The following is an 18,106-nucleotide window of genomic DNA, read 5'->3' as shown; positions in this document are numbered from 1 at the left end:
ACTGCCGATCGGCTCCCTATGCTCGGATCATGGAACTTCGGATCTTCACCGAGCCCCAGCAGGGTGCCAGCTACGACCAGTTGCTCGCCGTCGCCCGGTGCGCCGAGGACGCCGGCTACGGGGCGTTCTTCCGGTCCGACCACTACCTGAAGATGGGTGACGTGAGCGGCGAGCCCGGCCCCACCGACGCGTGGACCACGCTCGCCGGCCTGGCCCGGGAGACCAGTCGCATCCGCCTCGGCACGCTCATGACCGCCGCCACCTTCCGGCTGCCCGGCCCGCTGGCGATCACTGTGGCGCAGGTCGACCAGATGAGCGGCGGCCGGGTGGAGCTGGGCATCGGCACCGGCTGGTACGCCGAGGAGCACAGCGCGTACGGCATCGCGTTCCCGCCGCTCGGCGAGCGGTTCGACCGGCTGGAGGAGCAGCTCGCCGTCATCACCGGGCTCTGGGCCACGCCGCCGGGGGAGCGGTTCGACCACGACGGCCGGTACTACCCGGTCCGGAACTCGCCGGCCCTGCCAAAGCCCGTGCAGCAGCCCCGTCCTCCGATCCTGCTCGGCGGTACGGGCCCGAAGCGCACCCCTCGGCTGGCCGCCCGCTACGCGGACGAGTTCAACCTGCCGTTCGCCTCGGTGCCGGACACCGCGGCGCAGTTCGACCGGGTACGCGCGGCCTGCGTCGAGATCGGCCGGGACCCGGCCGAGATGGTCTGGTCCAACGCCCTGGTGCTCTGCTGCGGGCGCGACGATGCCGAGGTGGCCCGCCGCGCTGCCGCCATCGGTCGCGATCCGGACGAGCTGCGGGCCAACGGTCTGGCCGGCACGCCCGCCGAGGTGCTGGACACCATCGGCCGGTACGCGGAGATCGGCAGCGAGCGGCTCTACCTCCAGGTGCTGGACCTCGGCGACCTGGAGCACCTGGAGCTGGTCGCCGGCGAGGTGATGGCGAAGCTCTGAGTCGGCCGGGTGGCCGTGGGGCGACGCCGCCGGTCAGGCCCGGTGGAAGTTTGTCCCGACCGCGCTCGGGTCACCCAGCACGGTGTCCAGCCGCCCGTCACGGTCACTGTCCACGTAGGTGATGTCCGGGATCCCGTCACCGTCCACGTCGATCTGGACGACGTCGGCGACGCCGTCACCGTCGAGGTCGGTGACCACCTCCACCGAGCCGTCCAGGTGACGCGTCACGATCGACTGCGCGCCAGGAGCGCGCGGTGGCGGGCCGGGTGCCGGCACCGGAGTCGGGGCGGGCGCGGGCGCAGGTGTGGGCCGAGGACCGGGCGTCGGCGACGGATGGCTCGAAGCCCCGCCGGCCGGCGGCGCGCTGGCCTGCTCGACCTCGAAGCCGGTCGGGTCCAGCTCCTCCTCGGAGGGGAAGACGTCGCCTCGTGCGGCCGGATCACGGTAGCTGCTCATGGGCGTAGGGTTCCCCGACGACGACGAGAACAACCGTGCCCGATCGACCGGTGTCCCTGGTGCCCGGTCTGGCGGAAGATGTCGGGACCGACGCCACGGTCATGAAACGGGGGTCCGAGCGTGGAACTGCGCCGGAATCGGGGGGCCCGTGCGCTCGCCTCGGTGTGCGTACTCGGTGGAGTGCTTCTGTTGGTCTATCCCAGCGACGGCGCCCTGCTACGGACGATCATCGCGGTGGGGGCGATCGCGCTCGGCGCGGTGGCGCTGGTCAGCGCGATGCGGCCGTTCCGGTTCGGGATCCACTCGGATGGGCTCAGCATCCGGCGTCCCGGCCTGCGCCGGGAGATTCGGTGGGACGAGGTCGACACGCTGGTCCTCGACGAGCCGCCCCGACGCGACGGCTACGCGAGCCCGCCGCGACTGTTGCTGGTTCCTGTGCAGGGTGTGCCCCGTGAGCTGGTGACGGCGCGCCATCCGTCCGACGGTCGCCCGGCCATCGAGTTGCTCGTCCTCGACCAGGTCCGTGAGCAGCCCGAGCAGGTGTCGGCCGCGTTGATCCGCTATGCCGGCGACCGGTTCGTCGACCTGCTCGCGGTGCGCCGCGCCGCCTTCGAGGCACCGGAGCTCATGATCGGTCTGCGTGGCTACCAGATGGACCGGGTCGACCGGTTGATCCGACGCGGCCAGGACGCGCTGATGTCCGGGGACACGTCAGCCCGGCAGGCGGCCCGCGGGGAGATCGAACGCGCCACCAAGGCTGGTCTGCCGATCGCCCAGCGTGGCTACAACACGTCCGAGACGGATACCGTTCTGGGTGCCCTCGTCGCCGCGTTGGCCGACCAGCAGAGCACCGATCGGGAGACCGCCACATGACCGCGCAGGGACCGCACACCGCGTCGACCACTGACGTTCCGCGCCGCAACTGGGCCGGCAACGTGCGGTACGCCGCGAAGGCGTCCCACCGCCCCACCTCCGTCGACGAGCTGCGCCGGCTCGTCGCCGGCAGCAGCCGGATCCGGGCGGTGGGCAGCGGGCACTCCTTCAACCGTCTCGGCGACACCGACGGTGACCTGGTCAGCCTCGCCGGGCTGCCCCCGGTCGTCGAGGTGGACCACGAGTGCGGGCAGGTCACGGTGAGCGGCGCGATGCGCTACGGCGACGTCGCCCGACAGCTGCACACCCAGGGGTACGCGCTGGAAAACCTCGCCTCGCTGCCGCACATCTCGGTGGCCGGCGCAGTGGCCACCGCCACCCACGGCTCCGGTCAGACCCACGGCAACCTGGCCAGCGCGGTCGCCGGCCTCGAACTGGTCACCGCCGACGGCGACCTGCTGCGGGTCGACCGCGACACCGACACGTTCGCCGGCATGGTGGTCGGGCTCGGCGCGCTCGGCCTGGTCACCCGCGTCACGCTGGACGTCGTGCCGACCTTCGCGCTGCGCCAGTACGTACGCCTCGACCTGGACCGGACGGCGTTGGACGAGGCGCTCGGCTCGGCGTACAGCGTGAGTGTCTTCACCGACTTCCGTACCCCCCGGCTGCGCGAGGTGTGGCGCAAGCAGGTGGCCGACGAGCCGTCACCCCCGGCGGACTGGCTGGGCACCACGGCTGCCGACCAGCCTCGGCACCCGGTGCTCGGGATGCCGGCGGAGAACTGCACCCCGCAGCTCGGCGAGCCGGGCCCGTGGCACGAACGGCTGCCGCACTTCAAGCTCGGCTTCACCCCGAGCAGCGGCGACGAGCTGCAGTCCGAGTATCACGTCGCGCGTACGGCGGCGGCAGACGCGCTCGCCGCCCTGGACGACGTGGCAGACCTGATCGCCCCGGTACTGCTGGTGTCCGAGCTGCGGACGGTGGCGGCCGACGATTTGTGGCTCAGCCCGAACTACCGGCGCGACAGCTTCGTGCTGCACTTCACCTGGGTCGACGACACCGCGGCGGTGCTGCCCGTGGTGGCCGCCGTGGAGGAGCGGCTGGCGCCCTTCGCGCCCCGCCCGCACTGGGGCAAGGTCTTCGTCACCGACCCGGCCGAGCTGTCCGCCCGCTACCCGCGCTACGACGACTTCGCCGCGCTCCTGGCCGACCTGGACCCGAAGGGCACGTTCCGCACCGAGGCCATGGACCGCTACTTCCCCCGGTGACGCGGCGCGTGTCATAGCGCGGCGGCATGGGGCGGCTGGGATTGGTGGGGTGCGAGACCCTGAGCGGACACTGACGTCTGTCGATGAGTCTCATCGTCCGGTCCCCGTCCCGGGACCGTCGGCTCCATCCCTCGGAGCGAGACATGCAGCCCGTACCCGCCATCATCACCGAACCAGTCGTCCCTCGCCCCCGCCGCGGTCTGCGCTGGGCGCTCGCCCTGGCCGTGCTCGGCGCCGGACTGGGCGCAGCGGCGCCGGCCGCCCACGGCGCCGCCAGCCCCTACGAGCGCGGCCCGGCCCCCACCGTGGCCAGCATCGAGGCCAGTCGAGGCGCGTTCGCCATCGCCCAGAGCACCGTCGCGGCCTCCAGCGTCAGCGGTTTCCGGGGCGGGACGATCTACTACCCGACCAGCACCGCCGAGGGCACCTTCGGCGCGGTGGCGATCTCACCCGGCTACACCGCCACCCAGTCCAGCGTGGCCTGGCTGGGACCGCGCCTCGCCTCGCAGGGCTTCGTGGTGATCACGATCGACACGTTGTCCCGCTACGACCAGCCGGCCAGCCGGGGCACGCAACTGCTCGCAGCCCTGGACTACCTCACCAACACCAGCGGCGTGCGTACCCGGATCGACCGCAACCGGCTCGCCGTGATGGGGCACTCGATGGGCGGCGGCGGCAGCCTCTCGGCGGCGAACTCACGACCGCAGTTGCAGGCCGCGATCCCGCTGACCGGCTGGCACACCGTCAAGAACTGGTCCGGCGTACGAGTGCCGACGCTGGTCGTCGGCGCGGAGAACGACTCGGTGGCGCCGGTCTCGTCGCACTCGGAGCCCTTCTACACCAGCCTGCCGTCCACGCTGGACAAGGCGTACCTGGAACTCAACAACGCCAGCCACTCCGCGCCCACCTCGACGAACGTGACGGTCGCCAAGTACAGCATCTCCTGGCTGAAGCGCTTCGTGGACGACGACACCCGCTACGACCAGTTCCTCTGCCCCGCACCCCCAGCCTCAGCAACCATCCAGGAGTACCGAGACACCTGCCCCCACTCCTGACCCCGCAATCCCTGCCCCCCGCCCCCGCCCCGCCCCTGCCCCCGCCTCAGCCCTCCGCCTCGGTTGATCATGAAGTTATTGCCACTCGGCACGGCGTGTCGGCGCAATAACTTCATGATCAACGGGGTGGGGAGGGGGTGGGGGTGCGGAGGGTGCTGCGTTGGACGGCGCGGCTGATGTCGCTGGGGGAGACGATGCCGGTCAGGTGGCCGTCTTCGGTCACCACCAGGGCGCGGCCGTCGGCGCACTCGGAGAGCCGGGGGAGCAGGTCGTTGAGCTGTTCCCCGGGCTGGGCCAGCACCAGATCCTCGGCCCGGCAGGCCACCTCGGCCAGCGTGGTCGACGCCCGCCGCTCCGGCGGCACGCCCCGCACCCGATCGACGGTGACCAGCCCGGTCGGCCGGCCGTCCTCGGTCAGCGGCAGCGCCGAATGCCGGTACGCGAACAGGTAGTGGTCGACGAAGTCCGCGACAGTCATCTGCGCCGAGGCCGTCTGCGGCTGCGGGGTCATCACGTCGCCCACCCGGATCCCGCGCAGCGCGGTGCCGGTGCGGGCCTGCCGCTCCTCCATGCCGGCTGCTCCGATCAGGAACCAGCCGATCAGCGCCAACCAGAGCCCACCGAAACCGACACCGGACAGGAACTGCCACAACCCCAGGCCGATCAGCAGCACACCCAGCACCCAGCCGGCCCGAGCGGCGACCACTGACGCCCGGGTCCGGTCGCCGGTGGCCTTCCAGACCGCGGCGCGCAACAACCGGCCACCGTCCAGGGGCGCGGCCGGCAGCACGTTGAAGACGGCCAGCAACACGTTGATCCCCGCCAGCCAGGCCACCGCCCCGAACAGCAGCCCGCCCTGCCCGGCCAGCGCGAGCAACGCCGCGATGGCACCGAAGAACGCCCCGATCAGCAGGCTGACCAGCGGGCCGACGCCTGCGATGCGCAACTCCGCGCCCGGGTCACGCGGCTCGCCCCGCAACTCGGCCACGCCACCGAACAGCCACAGCGTGATGCCGTCGACCTCCAGCCCGTTGCGTTTGGCCACCACCGCGTGCGACACCTCGTGGGCGAGCAGGCCGAGGAAGAAGACCACCGCCGCGGCCAGGCCGGCGAGGGTGTACGCCACGGGCGAGCGGTCCGGGTACGAACGGGGGAACTGGTTCGCGGCCAACCCCCACGCGATCAGCGCGAAGATGACCAGCACGCTCCAGTTGACACCGACCGGCACTCCCGCGACCCGGCCAAGCCGGAAACTGGCCCTCATTGCACAGAGGTACCCCGCCAGGACGCCGACATGCCGCACCGCCAGCGTGGTCTTGCGTGATCAGGTGATGAGAAACAGCTGTCAGAGACATTCCAGAGCTGTTTCTCATCACCTGATCATGGCAATCGGGCAGGGCGACCAGCCGGGTCAGCGGCGGGGGGTTTCGCTGGCGATTGTCGCCTCGCGGGGCAGGGCCGCCGCGCGCAGCGCCCAGTCCAGCGCGTAGTCGGCGATCGGCTCCCAGCCGGGTTGTCCGACGGTGAAGTGCGATCGGCCGGGGAACTGCTCGTACGCGGTGAGGGCCCGGGACTTCTGGTAGAGCCCGGCGTTGGCGCGGACCACCGACGCCGGCACCACATGGTCGGCCTCGCCGGCCATCAGCAGCAGCGGTGCCCGGTCGGTGCGCCCGACGTCGACCCGGGCGGGTGAGCGCGGGTCGACGTTGGCGAAGGCGCCCTCGAAGAAGACCCGGCCGGCGCCGGGGACGGCGTAGCGCTGCCAGGCCCGGTCGGACTCCTCGCGGCTCATCGTGTTGCCGAAGGTGTAGGCGAAGTCGTCCTGGGTGAACGGGACGGCCTTGCTGCGGTTGGCGGGGCTGCGCAGGATCGGGAAGCCCGAGCGCAGCTGACTCAGCGGCACCTTGAGCACCCCCTTGATCGCCGCGGGGTGCACCCCCACCACTGCCGCGCCGAGACCCCGGTCGGCGAGGACCTGGGCGAACAGGCCGCCGAACGAGTGCCCCATGATGATCGGCGGTCGGGGCAGTGCCCGGATGATCTTGTCGTAGTGCGCGACGATGGTGGCCATGCTCTGCTCGGCGATGGGGCCGGGGTCGTCGCGCAACTGCTCCACGGACCGGTCCATGCCGGGCCAGGCTGGGGCGATGACGTGCATGCCGCGTTCGGTGTACCGCTGGGCCCACCCCTCCCAGCTGCGCGGCGTCATCCAGAGCCCGTGGATCAGCACGATCGTGTCGACCTGACCCTGCGGCGTGGCACCCATCGCGTCCTCCCGGTGTCGCGGCTTCGGCCCGGCGGTTACCCGCTGCCGGGCGGGGAAACCCTCCGGGGGAACAGGCCCCTGACAAATGTCACGGTCGGAGCGTGACGACCGCTCCGGGCATCGGGGTACGCGCCGCCGGAGCATGACTGGCATGACCAGTACGCATCCGGCTGTCGAGTTGGACAGCCTCACCAAGAGCTTCGGCGCGGTCACCGCTGTCGACGGGTTGAGCCTTCGGGTGCAGCCCGGCGAGGTGGTGGCGTTCCTCGGCCCGAACGGCGCGGGCAAGACCACCACCATCGACATGCTGCTCGGGCTGTCCCGCCCGGACACTGGCACCGTCCGTGTCCTCGGTGGCACCCCTGACGACGCGGTGGCCCGAGGTCGCGTCGCCGCCGTACTCCAGACCGGTGGGCTGCTCAAGGACCTCACCGTGGGCGAGACGGTGCGGATGACCGCGCACTTCTACCGGCACACCCGCCCGGCGGCGGAGGTGCTGGAGCGGGCCGGTATCACCGACATCGCCGACCGGGTGGTCGGGCGCTGCTCGGGTGGTCAGCAGCAACGGTTGCGCTTCGCGCTGGCCCTGCTGCCCGACCCGGACCTGATGGTGCTCGACGAGCCGACCACCGGCATGGACGTCGAGGGTCGGCGCGACTTCTGGCAGGCCCTGCGCCGTGACGCCCGGCGCGGACGGACAGTCATCTTCGCCACCCACTACCTCGACGAGGCGGACGCGTACGCCGACCGGATCGTGCTGGTCCGGCAAGGACGCATCGTCGCCGACGGCACCACCGCGGAGATCAAGAACCTGGCCGCCGGCCGTACCGTGCGGGCCACCCTGCCCGGTGCCGACCAGGCCGCGCTCGCCGCGCTGCCCGGCGTGGACGCCGTCGAGGTGCGCGGCGACAGCGTGCTGGTACGGACCGGCGACTCGGATGCCGTCGCCCGGCACCTGCTGACCCGGACCGCCGCCCGGGACGTCGAGATCATCTCCCGCAACCTCGAGGACGCCTTCCTCGCCCTGACCACAGCGCAGACCGGAGCCTGAGATGACCACCTCCACCCCCACCCGCGCCGCTGTCACCGAGCCGGACCGTCGGCTGCCCGCGCTGGGCGGGTTCGCTCCCGGCGCCCTGGGCATCGAGCTGCGCCGGGTGCTGCGCAACCGCCGCACCCTCGCCTTCACGCTGATCATGCCCGGCGTCTTCTTTCTCATCTTCGGCCTGCCGCAGGGCGGGCAGTCACTGGACAACGGTCGGCCGGTGACGGCGTACGTCATGATCAGCCTGGCCGTCTACGCGGCGATGGTGGCCACCACCAGTGTCGGTGGCGCGGTGGCCACCGAACGGGCCCTGGGCTGGAGCCGACAACTGCGGCTCACCCCGCTGCGCCCGGCGGCGTACGTGGCGACCAAGCTGATCACCGCGATGAGCCTCGGTCTGCTCGCGGTGGTCGTCGAGTTCCTGGTGGGTGCCGTGGCCGGCGTTCGCGTCCCGGCGTACGTCTGGCTGCTGTCCGGGCTCGCCGCCTGGATCGGCTCGCTGGTCTTCGCCGCGTTCGGTCTCTTCATCGGCTACCTGGCGCCGGCCGAGAACGTCATGCAGATCATCGGCCCCGTGCTGGCGGTGCTGGCCATGTTCGGCGGACTGTTCGTCCCGGTCGAGGTGTTGCCGGACGTGCTCCAGCAGGTCGCGAAGTTCACCCCGGTGTACGGCATGGGCGTGCTGGCCCGTGCCCCGTTGACCGGCGACGGGGTGAGCATGGCGGCGGTGGCGAACCTCGTCGTCTGGGCGCTGCTGTTCGGCGTCGGCGCGGCCCGGTTGTTCCGCCGGGACACCGCGCGGGTCTGAGCGACCGGGCCGCTAGCGTGAACCCGATGGACCTCCCGGCCGGGCAGCCGCAGCCGGTGAGCCGCCACTGGCGGGTCACCGGCTGGCTGCTGGCCGCCGTCTGGCTGTTCTTCCTCAACGTGCCGCTCGCCACCGCCCTGCACCAGCCGGAGCTGTGGCGGCGGCTCCTCGGTGTGGTGGCCCTTGTCGTCTTCGGCATCGGTTACGTGTTGCTGTTCCAGTGGGCGCGCAAGCTGCGCCAGTCGATGTCGCCCATCCCGGCCGGCCGGGCTCGGGCCGGGCTGGCGCTGCTGCTGGCGGTGGGCCTGGCCAGTCTCCCGGGCACCGGAGGGGACTGGCTGGCCACCCTGGTCTACGTGGCCGCGGCGGCGGTCTTCCTGCTGCCGCTGCGGGAGGCGTTGGCCGTCGTCGTGCTCTGTGCGGTGACCCCGGTGTTGGCGTCCCGGCTGGTGCCGGGGTGGGAGGCGGAGAACGGCATCGTCTTCGCGGTGCTGCTCGCCTCGTTCGCCATGTTCGGTGTGTCCCAGTTGGCGCAGCGCAACAGCGAACTCCGCGCCGCCCAACAGGAGATCGGTCGGCTCGCGGTCGCCGAGGAGCGGTCCCGTGCCGCCCGTGACCTCCACGACATCCTCGGGCACTCGTTGACCGTGGTGGCGATCAAGGCCGAGTTGGCCGGCCGTCTGATCGAGGTCGACCGGGACCGGGCCGCCACCGAGATCGCCGAGGTGGAGGCGCTGGCCCGGGCCGCGCTAACCGACGTACGACAGACGGTCGGGGCGTACCGCGAGGTCAGCCTCGCCGCGGAGCTTGCCGGCGCCCGCTCCGCGCTGGCCTCGGCGGGCATCGCGGCGGACGTGTCGGCCGAGGTGCCCGAGCTGCCGCAGGAGTGGGACCGGTTGTTCGGCTGGGCGGTACGGGAAGGGGTGACGAACGTGGTCCGGCACAGCGGGGCGCGGTGCTGCGTCATTCGGGTGCACCCGGATCGGGTCGAGATCAGTGACGACGGTGGCGGGCCGTCCACTCCCGACCCGAGCGGGCACGGGCTGGTGGGCCTGCGGGAGCGGGCGCGGCGGCTGGACGCTGTGGTGACCGTCGGCCGGCGGCCGACGGGCGACGGTTTTCTGCTGCGGGTGCACGCGCCGGCGGAGGCCCGGTGAGCGGCGGCTCCACGCCGATCCGGCTGTTGCTCGCCGACGACCAGGCGCTGGTCCGGGGTGCACTGGCAGCCCTGCTCTCGTTGGAGGAGGACCTGACGGTGGTCGCCGAGGTCGGCCGGGGCGACGAGGTGGTGCCCGAGGCCCGACGCAGCGCTCCGGACGTGGCTCTCCTGGACGTGGAGATGCCCGGCCTGGACGGGATCGCCGCCACCGCGGCGTTGCGGGCCGCGCTGCCGACCTGCCGGGTGCTGGTGGTGACCACCTTCGGTCGACCCGGCTACCTGCGGCGGGCCATGGAGGCCGGTGCGAGCGGTTTCGTGGTCAAGGACACGCCGGCCCGGCAGCTCGCCGACGCGGTCCGCCGGGTGCACGCCGGGCTGCGGGTGGTCGACCCGACGTTGGCCGCGGAGACGCTGGCCGCCGGGCTCAGCCCGCTGACCGAGCGGGAGACCGAGGTGCTGCGGACCGCCCGGGGCGGTGGCAGCGTCGCCGACCTGGCCAGGGCGTTGCACCTGTCCGAGGGGACGGTACGCAACCACCTGTCGGCGGCGATCGGCAAGACCGGTGCCCGCAACCGGGCCGACGCGATCCGGGTCGCCGAGCAGAACGGCTGGCTGCTCGGCGAGTGACAGTGCGAGCCGGTGCTCAGGCGGTCGGCGGTGGGGCGGCCAGTTGGTCGACGACGACGACGCTGCTGCCGGGGCGGACCTCGGCGAGCAGTTCCCGTTGACCGCTGCGGGTCAGCCGGATGCAGCCGTTGGTGGTGTTCTCGCCCAGCTCGTCGTCGTTGTGCCAGGTGTGCACCCCGATGTGCGCGCCTTGCAGCCCGGACGGCACCGACTCGGGGTCGTCGGGCACCGAACCGAGGGCGTAGATGTCCACCCCGCCGTAGACCTCCTCCGGCGGTGGGGTGCGGCCCAGGATGAAGGTCCGCCCCAGTGGGGTCTCCTGGCCCGACTGGCCGAGGCTGACCTCCCAGGAGCGCACCGCCTTGCCGGCCCGGTACCAGGTGAGCCGGTGGACCTTGCGTTCCACCACGATCTGGTCGCGCAGCGGCACCGTCTCGAACCCGCCGGGCGGCAGCCAGGCGAGCCGGCGGTTGGCCGAGGGCAGCAGGACCGCCGTCCAGCCGGCGCGCCGCTGGGCGATCGGCATGGTCAGCTCGACGCCGCGGATGGTCGGTTCGAGGAAGGCGCGAGGCCGACCGCCGGGCGCGTCGTACGCGGCGATCCGTCTGGTCGGGTGCGCGCCGTCGGCCAGCGGTGTGACGTCCATGGTGAACGGATCGGCGGGGAACCCGCCGGGTGCGGGGTCGTAGTCGACAACCGGCAGCCCGTCCGGGGCGGGCGCGGCCGGGGGGATCGACTCCTCCGGGCTCTGCTCCACACTGCTCGGAGTGGGGTCGGCTGCCACCACGTCGCGGTCGTCGGGGGCCGTCGAGCTCGGGGTGAGGGCCTGGCCGACCAGCAGCGCGGTCACCAGCAGCGCGGGTACGCCGATCGCGGCGGCCACCCAGACGCCGCGACGGCGGGACGGAGTCTTTCGGTCAAACGGCACGAAACCACTCTATGGTGGCGGATGCTTCGGGGCCCCCGGTTCGGCGAGACCCGCCGTCCGGAGGCCCCGATCGCGTCAGACCCGCGCGCCGATGTGGATGGCCACCGCGTCGTGCGCCGGCACGTTCGCCGCGAACCAGCCGTTACCGTCCACCGTGATCACCGGACCACTGCACGTCCCACCCGCGTAGGTGCCGTGGATGACGTCGCAGTACCGACCGGCGGGCAACCCCGTGTAGTAGGAGCGGCCGTTCACCGCCGCGTCCTCGTCGTTGACGGTGAGGAAGCCCTTGCCGCTGCGACTGAACGCGATGTGGTTGTTGCCGTTGTCGTACCAGTTGGCCACGCCGGCACCCTCGGTGGCGTTGCGGAAGCCGACCATGTTGGCGATCACCGGCCAGCGGTGTTCGCACTCCCAGCCGGAGTAACAGGTGGCGTTGAGCGTCTTGTTGGCGCCGTCCGACGGTGGGCCGGCGTCCCGGTTGCTGAAGGTGTAGCTGGACATGACGGTCGGAGAGCCGTACGGCCAGGCCAGCATGAAGGCGTTCGCCAGCGCGTAGATGCCCCGGTCGCGGTAGGTCAGCACCCCACCGGAGTCGCGCTGGGTGTCGTGGTTGTCGACGAACACCGAGGCCGGGCCGGTGGGCAGGTGCCCCCAGCCCTCGCCGAAGTTGCGCAGGTACGCCAACCGCTCGGAGCGGAACACCCGGGCCAGGTCCTTGCCGTAGCGGAACTCGTGCACGTCGCCGTTGCCGGTGTACTCGGTCGGCTGGACCGGCTCGCCGGCACCGTAGATGACCTCCTGCACGATGTACGCGGAGCGGGACAGCTTGCCCCTGATGGCGGCGATGTCGGCGGCCGGCATGTGCTTGCTGGCGTCCATCCGGAAGCCGTCGACGCCGAGCGAGAGCAGGTCGTTCAGGTACGAGGCGATCTTCGTGCGGACGTAGTCCGACTCGGTCTTCAGGTCCGAGAGGTTGACCAGTTCACAGTTCTGCACCTCGTACCTGTCGTTGTAGTTGGCGATGTCGTCGCCGCCGTTGCGCCCGCAGTGGTGGAAGTCCTGGGTCTGGTAGATGCCCGGGTAGTCGTAGTGCGAGTAGGTCGAGCCGGCCCAACCGGTGCCGCCGTTGTCCTGACCGGACATGTGGTTGATCACCGCGTCGACGATCACCTTGACCCCGGCCGCGTGGCAGGTGTTCACCATCGACTGGAACTGGGCCCGGGTGCCCTTGCGGGACTCGATCCGATAGCTGACCGGCTGGTACGCCAGCCACCACTGGTTGCCCCGCACGTGCTCCTGCGGAGGCGAGACCTGCACGTAGCCGTAGCCCTTGGGGCCGAGGGTGCTCTGGCACTCGCTGGCCACCGAGGGCCAGTTCCACTCGAAGAGCTGGACGATGACCTTCTTGCCGCCGGACGGGGCGGCGACGGCCGGGGGTGCCGTCACGGCGGTGGGGACGAGCAGGCTGGCGATCAGTCCGAGGGCGAGGAGCGCCGAACCACGTCGACGTCGGTGCATGGGGGACTCCTGACGGGAGCGGGAGCGGGGGAGGTGGTGCGGTGGGGGAGTGCCGGCTTGCCGGGATATTGCAAGCCTGACTGAAAATTGCTGAAAGGTTACAAGCGTGTTGCGGAGACTGTCAATGCATGGGCATTCGTCACTGTCCTGATCGGCGGGTGGGAGCGGGTGGAACGCACGGCCGCGCCCCTCGGTTCGATGTCGGCCCAGAAATTTCCTTCCGCAGGTGATCCGCACGCCCCGCCGGTCCGTACTGGATGGGGGAGCAGGGGTCGGCCGGTGGTGCGCCGCCGCGAGACGATCGAGGAGCAGATGGCCCGGGCAGAGCAGGACAAGAAGGCGGCGACGGTCCGGACCAGCGCCAGCAGTCGGGGGGTGCGCGCCCCGTCACGGTCGGCGAGCGCCCTGCTGATCGCGTCGGTGCTCGCCGCGCTCTGGGCGGCGATCATGCTGACCGGCGTCGGTCAGACGGCGTACGCGTACGGCTTCTTCTTCACCGAGTTCTTCGCCGGGGTCATCTCCCTGGTGGCGTTGAGCCTCACAGTGATGCTCGGTCTGCTCGCCACCGACCGGCTGGTGCTGCGCATCCCGCACCGGGTGCTGATGCAGTCGGCACACCGGGCCACCGGCGTGCTGGGCGTGGCCGGGCTCGGCTTCCACGTCCTCACCAAGGTCGCCACCGGGCGGGCGGCGGCGACCGACGCGCTGGTTCCGTTCGTCGGCGGCCGTGGGCTCTACATCGGGCTCGGCACTGTGGCGGCGCTGCTGATGGTCAGCGTGATCTGGACCGGCATCATCCGCGCCCGCTTCGCCGGCGTCGGTCCGAAGTGGCTGTGGCGCACGCTGCACTCCACCGCGTACCTGGCCTGGCCGTTCGCTGTCTTCCACGGCCTCAACGCCGGTCGGGCCGCAGCGCCCTGGGTGATGTTCAGCTACCTGGGCTGCATTCTGCTGGTGGTGCTGGCCCTGCTGGTCCGGTTCTCGGTCAGCATCGGTCGGCGCAGCCGCGAGCAGCACCAGGCAGCGGTGCGCAACGCGGTGATGGTCGGCCGGGCCGAGGAGGCGAAGACCGCCAGGTCGCTGCTGGCCGGGTTGGGTCGGCGCCCGAAGGCCGCCGAGAAGCGTCCCGCCTGGGCGGACACCACCACCGCCACCTGGGCCGCGCCGGCCACGCGGCGCGACCCGGAACGGTTCACCGTCCCGGTGGTGCCCGAGCCCGGTTCCCTCGTCGAGCCGGCCCGGCCGAGCCGCCGTCGGCGGGAGGAGGAGCCGGCCGCCCGCCGCGACACCGAGCGGTCCTCACGCGGCCGACGTGCCGAGGAGGAGTCGACGACCCGCCGGTCGGCCCGCCGCAGCGTGGACGAGACCGACACCCGTCGACGGGACGAGGAGGAGGTCGAGCCGGTGACCCGGCGGCGCGCCTCGCGTACCCGAGACGAGGCCGTGCCGACCGGACGGCGTCGCGTCGAGGAGCCGGCCGCCGAGCGGTCCCGTCGCCGGTCCCGCAGCGAGGACGACGGCAGTCGTTACTCGGCGCCGCCGCTGCCGGCCCTCGACGAGCCCGAGGAGCCCTGGGACAGCCCGCGCCGGTGGCAGCCCGACGAGCCGATCTCCGCCGGCCCGGTCTCCAGCAGCCCGATCTCGTCGGCGCCGCGCAGCGGCAGCGGCCGGCACAGCGCCGATGACGACCTGCCCGAGGAGCCGGACTACTGGCGTCCGCCGGCCCGGTACGTGCCGGACGAGGTGGCGCCGCCCGTCGACGACACCCCGACCCTTGTCGACCTGGCGTCCCGCCGCGCCAAGCGGGCAGCCGGCGAGGGCAAGTCCAAGCGCCGCAAGGCCAGCGCAGACGCGGTGGACGGGGCGTACTGGGCCGGGCTGCGGGGTGAGGCGAAGTGATGCGGACCGCCGTGCCACCCGTCGCCTGCGTGGGTGAGCCCCGGCTCACCGCCGGCTTCGCCGAGTACGGCCGACTCGACCTGCGCGCGCACGAGGAGGTGCACGGACCGATCGGCCCCATGGAGCCCGCGCAGCTGCTCCAGCTCGCCGAGGGCATGCAGCTCAAGGGCAAGGGCGGGGCGGGCTTCCCGTTCGCCCGCAAGATGCGCGCGGTGCTGGAGTCCTGCGAGCGGCAGGACCTGGCCGCCGTGGTGGTCGTCAACGCCACCGAGGGGGAGCCGGCCAGCTGGAAGGACAAGGTGCTGCTGACCCGCGCCCCGCACCTGATCCTGGACGGGGCCGCGCTGGCCGCGTACGCGCTGGACGCCGACGAGATCGTGATCGGCGTGGCGGACGACGGGGTCGGCCGGGACTCACTGATGGACGCGCTCGACGAGCGCCGGATGCCGGTGCAGACGACGATCGTCACAGTGCCGCACCGGTTCATCTCCGGCGAGGGCGGCGCACTCGTCAACGGCATCAACGGGCTGCCGCACATCCCGCCGGGCACCAAGAAACGCTCCAGCGACTCCGGGGTCAGCGGCCTGCCCACCCTGCTGTCCAACGCCGAGACGTTTGCCCAGCTCGCCATCGGTGCCCGACTGGGCCCGTACGAGTACGCGGCGCTCGGCACCGACGACGAGCCGGGCACCGTGCTGCTCACGGTGACCGGCGCGGCGGGCCGACCTGCCGTGGTGGAGTGCACCGCCGGCATGCCGCTGCGCGACGTCCTCGACCTGTGCGAGGTGCCGGACGTCCAGGGCATCCTCATGGGCGGCTACCACGGCAAGTGGATCACCGCGGAGGCGGCGGAGAAGGCCGAGGTCTCCCGCAAGGGCCTGGCCGCTGTCGGCGGCACCCTCGGCGCGGGCATCATCGTCCCGCTCGGCGTCGACACCTGCCCGCTCGGTGAAGCCGCCCAGGTGGTGCGCTACCTGGCCGGCGAGTCCGCCGGCCAGTGCGGGCCGTGCAAGATGGGCCTGCCGGACCTGGCCCGCGCGGTGGACCTGGCCGTGGCCGGCAGCCAACCGGCGGACGTCGTGCGCGCCGCCGCCGGCGAGGTGAAGGGCCGGGGCGCGTGCAGTCACCCCGACGGCACCGCCCGGTTCGCGCTCTCCGCGATCGAGGTCTTCGTCGAGGACCTACGGCTGCACAGCACCGGCGACGGCTGCGGCCGGCGGGTCAAGGGCATGATGGGGCTGCCGGGCGCACCCGACGCGAATCCGCAGAAGCTCACCCTGGACTGGTCCCGCTGCGACGGGCACGGCCTCTGCGCGCACGTCGTACCGGACTTCATCCGGCTCGACGCGAACGGATATCCGGCCTTCCCGGCCACACCCGTGCCGACCTGGCTGCGCGAGGGCGCGCTGAAGGCGGTCAAGGTCTGCCCGGAGTTGGCTCTCCGACTCGCCAAGGCCGAATAGCGAAGCGTCAGGCCCACCAGGGGTCCCTTCCGGACCGGAACGGAGAAGCGGATGCGGATCAGCATGGCGTGGACAGGGGCCGGGCGGTTGCGCCGCGGGACCGCGGCCGGGCAGGTACGCCGCGGGACCGCGGCCGGGCAGTCACGCCGCGGGACCGCGGCCGGGCAGTCACGCCGCGGGACCGCGGCCGGGCAGGTACGCCGGGCCGCTGCCGCCGGGGCGCTCGTGGTGGCACTGTCGGGTGTCGCCGCCTGCACCGGCACCGCGCCGGGTGGGCCCGCCGCCGCCGGATCGGCCCCGGCCTCGACCGATGCCCCGTCCACCACGACCGGGGCGCCATCCGCACCGACCGGGGCAGCGTCCACGCCGACCGGCGGGCCGCCGGCCGCTCCGGCGCAGGTCCCGGACGTGCTGCGCTTCACCGGAACCACGCTCGGTGGGGCGGCGTTCGACGCGGCACGGCTCGCCGGCAAACCGGTGGTGCTGTGGTTCTGGGCGCCGTGGTGCGCCACCTGCGCCAGCCAGGCCTGGACGGTGGCCGAGATCGAACCCCGATACCGGGACACCGTGCCGATCGTCGGCGTCGCCGGGCTGGGCGAGCGGAAGGCCATGAAAGAGTTCGTCACCGAGTTCGACCTCGGCGCGACGACGCAGATCGAGGACACCAAGGGCGTGCTCTGGAAGCGGTTCAAGGTGACCGAGCAGAGCATCTTCGTGATCATCGACCGGAACGGCGCAGTCGTGCACCACGGCTTCCTGGACGGTGAGGCGCTCACCGCCAAGGTCGCCGCACTGGCCGGGGCGTGACCGCCACACTGCTGCTCGCGCTGACCGCCGGCATGCTCGGCGCTGTCAACCCGTGCGGCTTCGCGTTGCTGCCCGCGTACCTCTCGCTGTTGGTCGCCGGGAAGTCGGACACCCGCGGCGCGGTCGGCCGCGCGCTCACCGCGGCGACCGGGCTGACAGTGGGGTACGTGCTGGTGTTCGGCGCGTTCGGCCTGGCGCTGGCGCCGCTGGCAGGCTGGCTGCGACCCCGGCTGCCGTGGCTGACAGTGGCGCTCGGCGTGCTGCTGGTGGTGGCCGGCTGCTGGTTGCTCGCCGGTCGGCGGCTGCCCGCCCCCGGCTGGTCGGCCCGGGCACCTCGGCTGACCCGCTCCTGGCCGTCGATGGTGCTGTTCGGTGCTGCGTACGCGTTGGCGTCACTCGGCTGCGCCATCGCGCCGTTCCTGGCCATCGTGGTGACCAGCCTCCAGGCCGGCTCGACCGGTCAGGGGTTGGCGCTGTTCGGCGCGTACGCCCTCGGGATGGGTCTGGTGGTCGCGGTCGCCGCGCTCGGGGTGGCGCTGGTGCGCGACGGCCTGGTGGCCCGGCTGCGGGTCGCCGGCGCGCTGGTGCCCCGCCTCAGTGGACTGGTGCTGCTGGTCGCCGGCTGCTACGTCGCCTGGTACGGCTGGTACGAGCTACGGCTCGCTGCCGGCCGCCGCGACGCCCTGCACGACCCGGTCATCCGGGTGGCCGCCCAGGCCCAGCGAGCCCTGGCCGACGCCCTGGACCGGATCGGCCCGGCGGTGCTGCTGGCCGCCCTGGCCACGCTCCTCCTGGCCGCGCTCCTGCTCAGGCGCGCCCACCGCCCGACCCCAGCCTCCGTTGATCATGAAGTTATCGCCGCGACACGCCGGGGCGACGGGCAATAACTTCATGATCAACCATGAGGGCGCGGTGGTTGACCTTGGCGTTACACCTGTGGCCTGGATGGACGGCGGCGGGGCCGGTGCGTCC

17 protein-coding genes are annotated in these 18,106 nt (G+C 72.4%); 12 read left to right on the top strand and 5 right to left on the bottom strand.

Annotation, left to right across the window (positions count from 1 at the left end; all coding sequences use genetic code 11):
* Positions 1 to 29 precede the first annotated feature (29 nt).
* A complete protein-coding gene (locus AB0B48_RS04955) occupies positions 30 to 959 on the top strand; it encodes an LLM class F420-dependent oxidoreductase (protein ID WP_357196027.1) in 930 nt (309 codons plus the stop codon).
* A gap of 33 nt (positions 960 to 992) precedes the next feature.
* On the opposite strand, the gene AB0B48_RS04950 is transcribed toward AB0B48_RS04955, so the two are convergent.
* Positions 993 to 1,415 (bottom strand): hypothetical protein, encoded by a 423-nt coding sequence (locus AB0B48_RS04950; protein WP_357196024.1) that lies wholly within the window; start codon positions 1,413 to 1,415, stop codon positions 993 to 995.
* 189 nt (positions 1,416 to 1,604) lie between these two features.
* Between AB0B48_RS04950 and AB0B48_RS04945 the strand changes: the two genes are divergently transcribed.
* The 3 genes from AB0B48_RS04945 to AB0B48_RS04935 all read left to right on the top strand — a co-directional run bounded on the left by AB0B48_RS04945 (position 1,605) and on the right by AB0B48_RS04935 (position 4,611).
* A complete protein-coding gene (locus AB0B48_RS04945) occupies positions 1,605 to 2,288 on the top strand; it encodes a hypothetical protein (protein WP_357196021.1) in 684 nt (227 codons plus the stop codon).
* Positions 2,285 to 3,556 carry an FAD-binding protein gene (locus AB0B48_RS04940; RefSeq protein WP_357196018.1) on the top strand — a complete coding sequence of 424 codons (1,272 nt, stop codon included), beginning with the start codon at positions 2,285 to 2,287 and terminating at the stop codon, positions 3,554 to 3,556. Before AB0B48_RS04945 ends, AB0B48_RS04940 begins: the two co-directional genes overlap by 4 nt.
* Positions 3,557 to 3,699: 143 nt before the next feature.
* Positions 3,700 to 4,611 carry an alpha/beta hydrolase gene (locus AB0B48_RS04935; RefSeq protein ID WP_357196014.1) on the top strand — a complete coding sequence of 304 codons (912 nt, stop codon included), beginning with the start codon at positions 3,700 to 3,702 and terminating at the stop codon, positions 4,609 to 4,611.
* Between the two features lie 118 nt (positions 4,612 to 4,729).
* Here the strand turns inward: AB0B48_RS04935 and AB0B48_RS04930 are convergent, their stop codons facing one another.
* Both AB0B48_RS04930 and AB0B48_RS04925 read right to left on the bottom strand, forming a co-directional pair.
* Positions 4,730 to 5,875 carry a site-2 protease family protein gene (locus AB0B48_RS04930; protein ID WP_357196011.1) on the bottom strand — a complete coding sequence of 382 codons (1,146 nt, stop codon included), beginning with the start codon at positions 5,873 to 5,875 and terminating at the stop codon, positions 4,730 to 4,732.
* Positions 5,876 to 6,022: 147 nt separating this feature from the next.
* A complete protein-coding gene (locus AB0B48_RS04925; protein ID WP_357196008.1) occupies positions 6,023 to 6,877 on the bottom strand; it encodes an alpha/beta fold hydrolase in 855 nt (284 codons plus the stop codon).
* 151 nt (positions 6,878 to 7,028) lie between these two features.
* On the opposite strand from AB0B48_RS04925, the gene AB0B48_RS04920 reads away from it, so the two are divergent.
* From AB0B48_RS04920 to AB0B48_RS04905, 4 genes are read left to right on the top strand one after another with little or no spacing between them, the layout of a single operon-like run.
* Complete coding sequence (locus AB0B48_RS04920; RefSeq protein WP_357196005.1) at positions 7,029 to 7,928, top strand: ABC transporter ATP-binding protein; 900 nt, start codon at positions 7,029 to 7,031, stop codon at positions 7,926 to 7,928.
* Position 7,929: 1 nt separating this feature from the next.
* The gene (locus tag AB0B48_RS04915) at positions 7,930 to 8,730 is read left to right on the top strand and encodes an ABC transporter permease (RefSeq protein WP_357196002.1); all 801 of its coding nucleotides are present in this window, start codon (positions 7,930 to 7,932) and stop codon (positions 8,728 to 8,730) included.
* A 26-nt stretch (positions 8,731 to 8,756) separates the two neighbouring features.
* A complete protein-coding gene (locus AB0B48_RS04910; protein WP_357195999.1) occupies positions 8,757 to 9,887 on the top strand; it encodes a histidine kinase in 1,131 nt (376 codons plus the stop codon).
* Positions 9,884 to 10,516 (top strand): response regulator transcription factor, encoded by a 633-nt coding sequence (locus tag AB0B48_RS04905; protein WP_357195996.1) that lies wholly within the window; start codon positions 9,884 to 9,886, stop codon positions 10,514 to 10,516. The genes AB0B48_RS04910 and AB0B48_RS04905 overlap by 4 nt, the downstream gene beginning before the upstream one ends.
* A 16-nt stretch (positions 10,517 to 10,532) precedes the next feature.
* Here the strand turns inward: AB0B48_RS04905 and AB0B48_RS04900 are convergent, their stop codons facing one another.
* The gene (locus tag AB0B48_RS04900) at positions 10,533 to 11,444 is read right to left on the bottom strand and encodes a L,D-transpeptidase (protein WP_357195993.1); all 912 of its coding nucleotides are present in this window, start codon (positions 11,442 to 11,444) and stop codon (positions 10,533 to 10,535) included.
* A gap of 75 nt (positions 11,445 to 11,519) precedes the next feature.
* Entirely contained in the window at positions 11,520 to 12,965 is a 1,446-nt protein-coding gene (locus AB0B48_RS04895) for an alpha-amylase family glycosyl hydrolase (protein ID WP_357195990.1), read from the bottom strand.
* Between the two features lie 279 nt (positions 12,966 to 13,244).
* Between AB0B48_RS04895 and AB0B48_RS04890 the strand changes: the two genes are divergently transcribed.
* From AB0B48_RS04890 to AB0B48_RS04875, 4 genes are read left to right on the top strand one after another with little or no spacing between them, the layout of a single operon-like run.
* Complete coding sequence (locus tag AB0B48_RS04890; protein ID WP_357195988.1) at positions 13,245 to 14,864, top strand: ferric reductase-like transmembrane domain-containing protein; 1,620 nt, start codon at positions 13,245 to 13,247, stop codon at positions 14,862 to 14,864.
* Entirely contained in the window at positions 14,864 to 16,327 is a 1,464-nt protein-coding gene (locus AB0B48_RS04885; RefSeq protein ID WP_357195986.1) for an NADH-ubiquinone oxidoreductase-F iron-sulfur binding region domain-containing protein, read from the top strand. Before AB0B48_RS04890 ends, AB0B48_RS04885 begins: the two co-directional genes overlap by 1 nt.
* 51 nt (positions 16,328 to 16,378) lie before the next feature.
* On the top strand, positions 16,379 to 17,134 hold the full coding sequence (locus tag AB0B48_RS04880; RefSeq protein WP_357195984.1) for a thioredoxin-like domain-containing protein: 756 nt from the start codon (positions 16,379 to 16,381) through the stop codon (positions 17,132 to 17,134).
* A complete protein-coding gene (locus tag AB0B48_RS04875) occupies positions 17,131 to 18,021 on the top strand; it encodes a cytochrome c biogenesis CcdA family protein (protein WP_357195982.1) in 891 nt (296 codons plus the stop codon). Before AB0B48_RS04880 ends, AB0B48_RS04875 begins: the two co-directional genes overlap by 4 nt.
* The last annotated feature ends 85 nt before the right edge of the window (positions 18,022 to 18,106 follow it).

The organism is Micromonospora sp. NPDC049089 (assembly GCF_040648775.1).
Taxonomy (GTDB): Bacteria; Actinomycetota; Actinomycetes; order Mycobacteriales; family Micromonosporaceae; genus Micromonospora.
The sequence above is the reverse complement of the archived record's forward strand: the minus strand, read 5'-3'. Positions and strand labels throughout refer to the sequence as shown.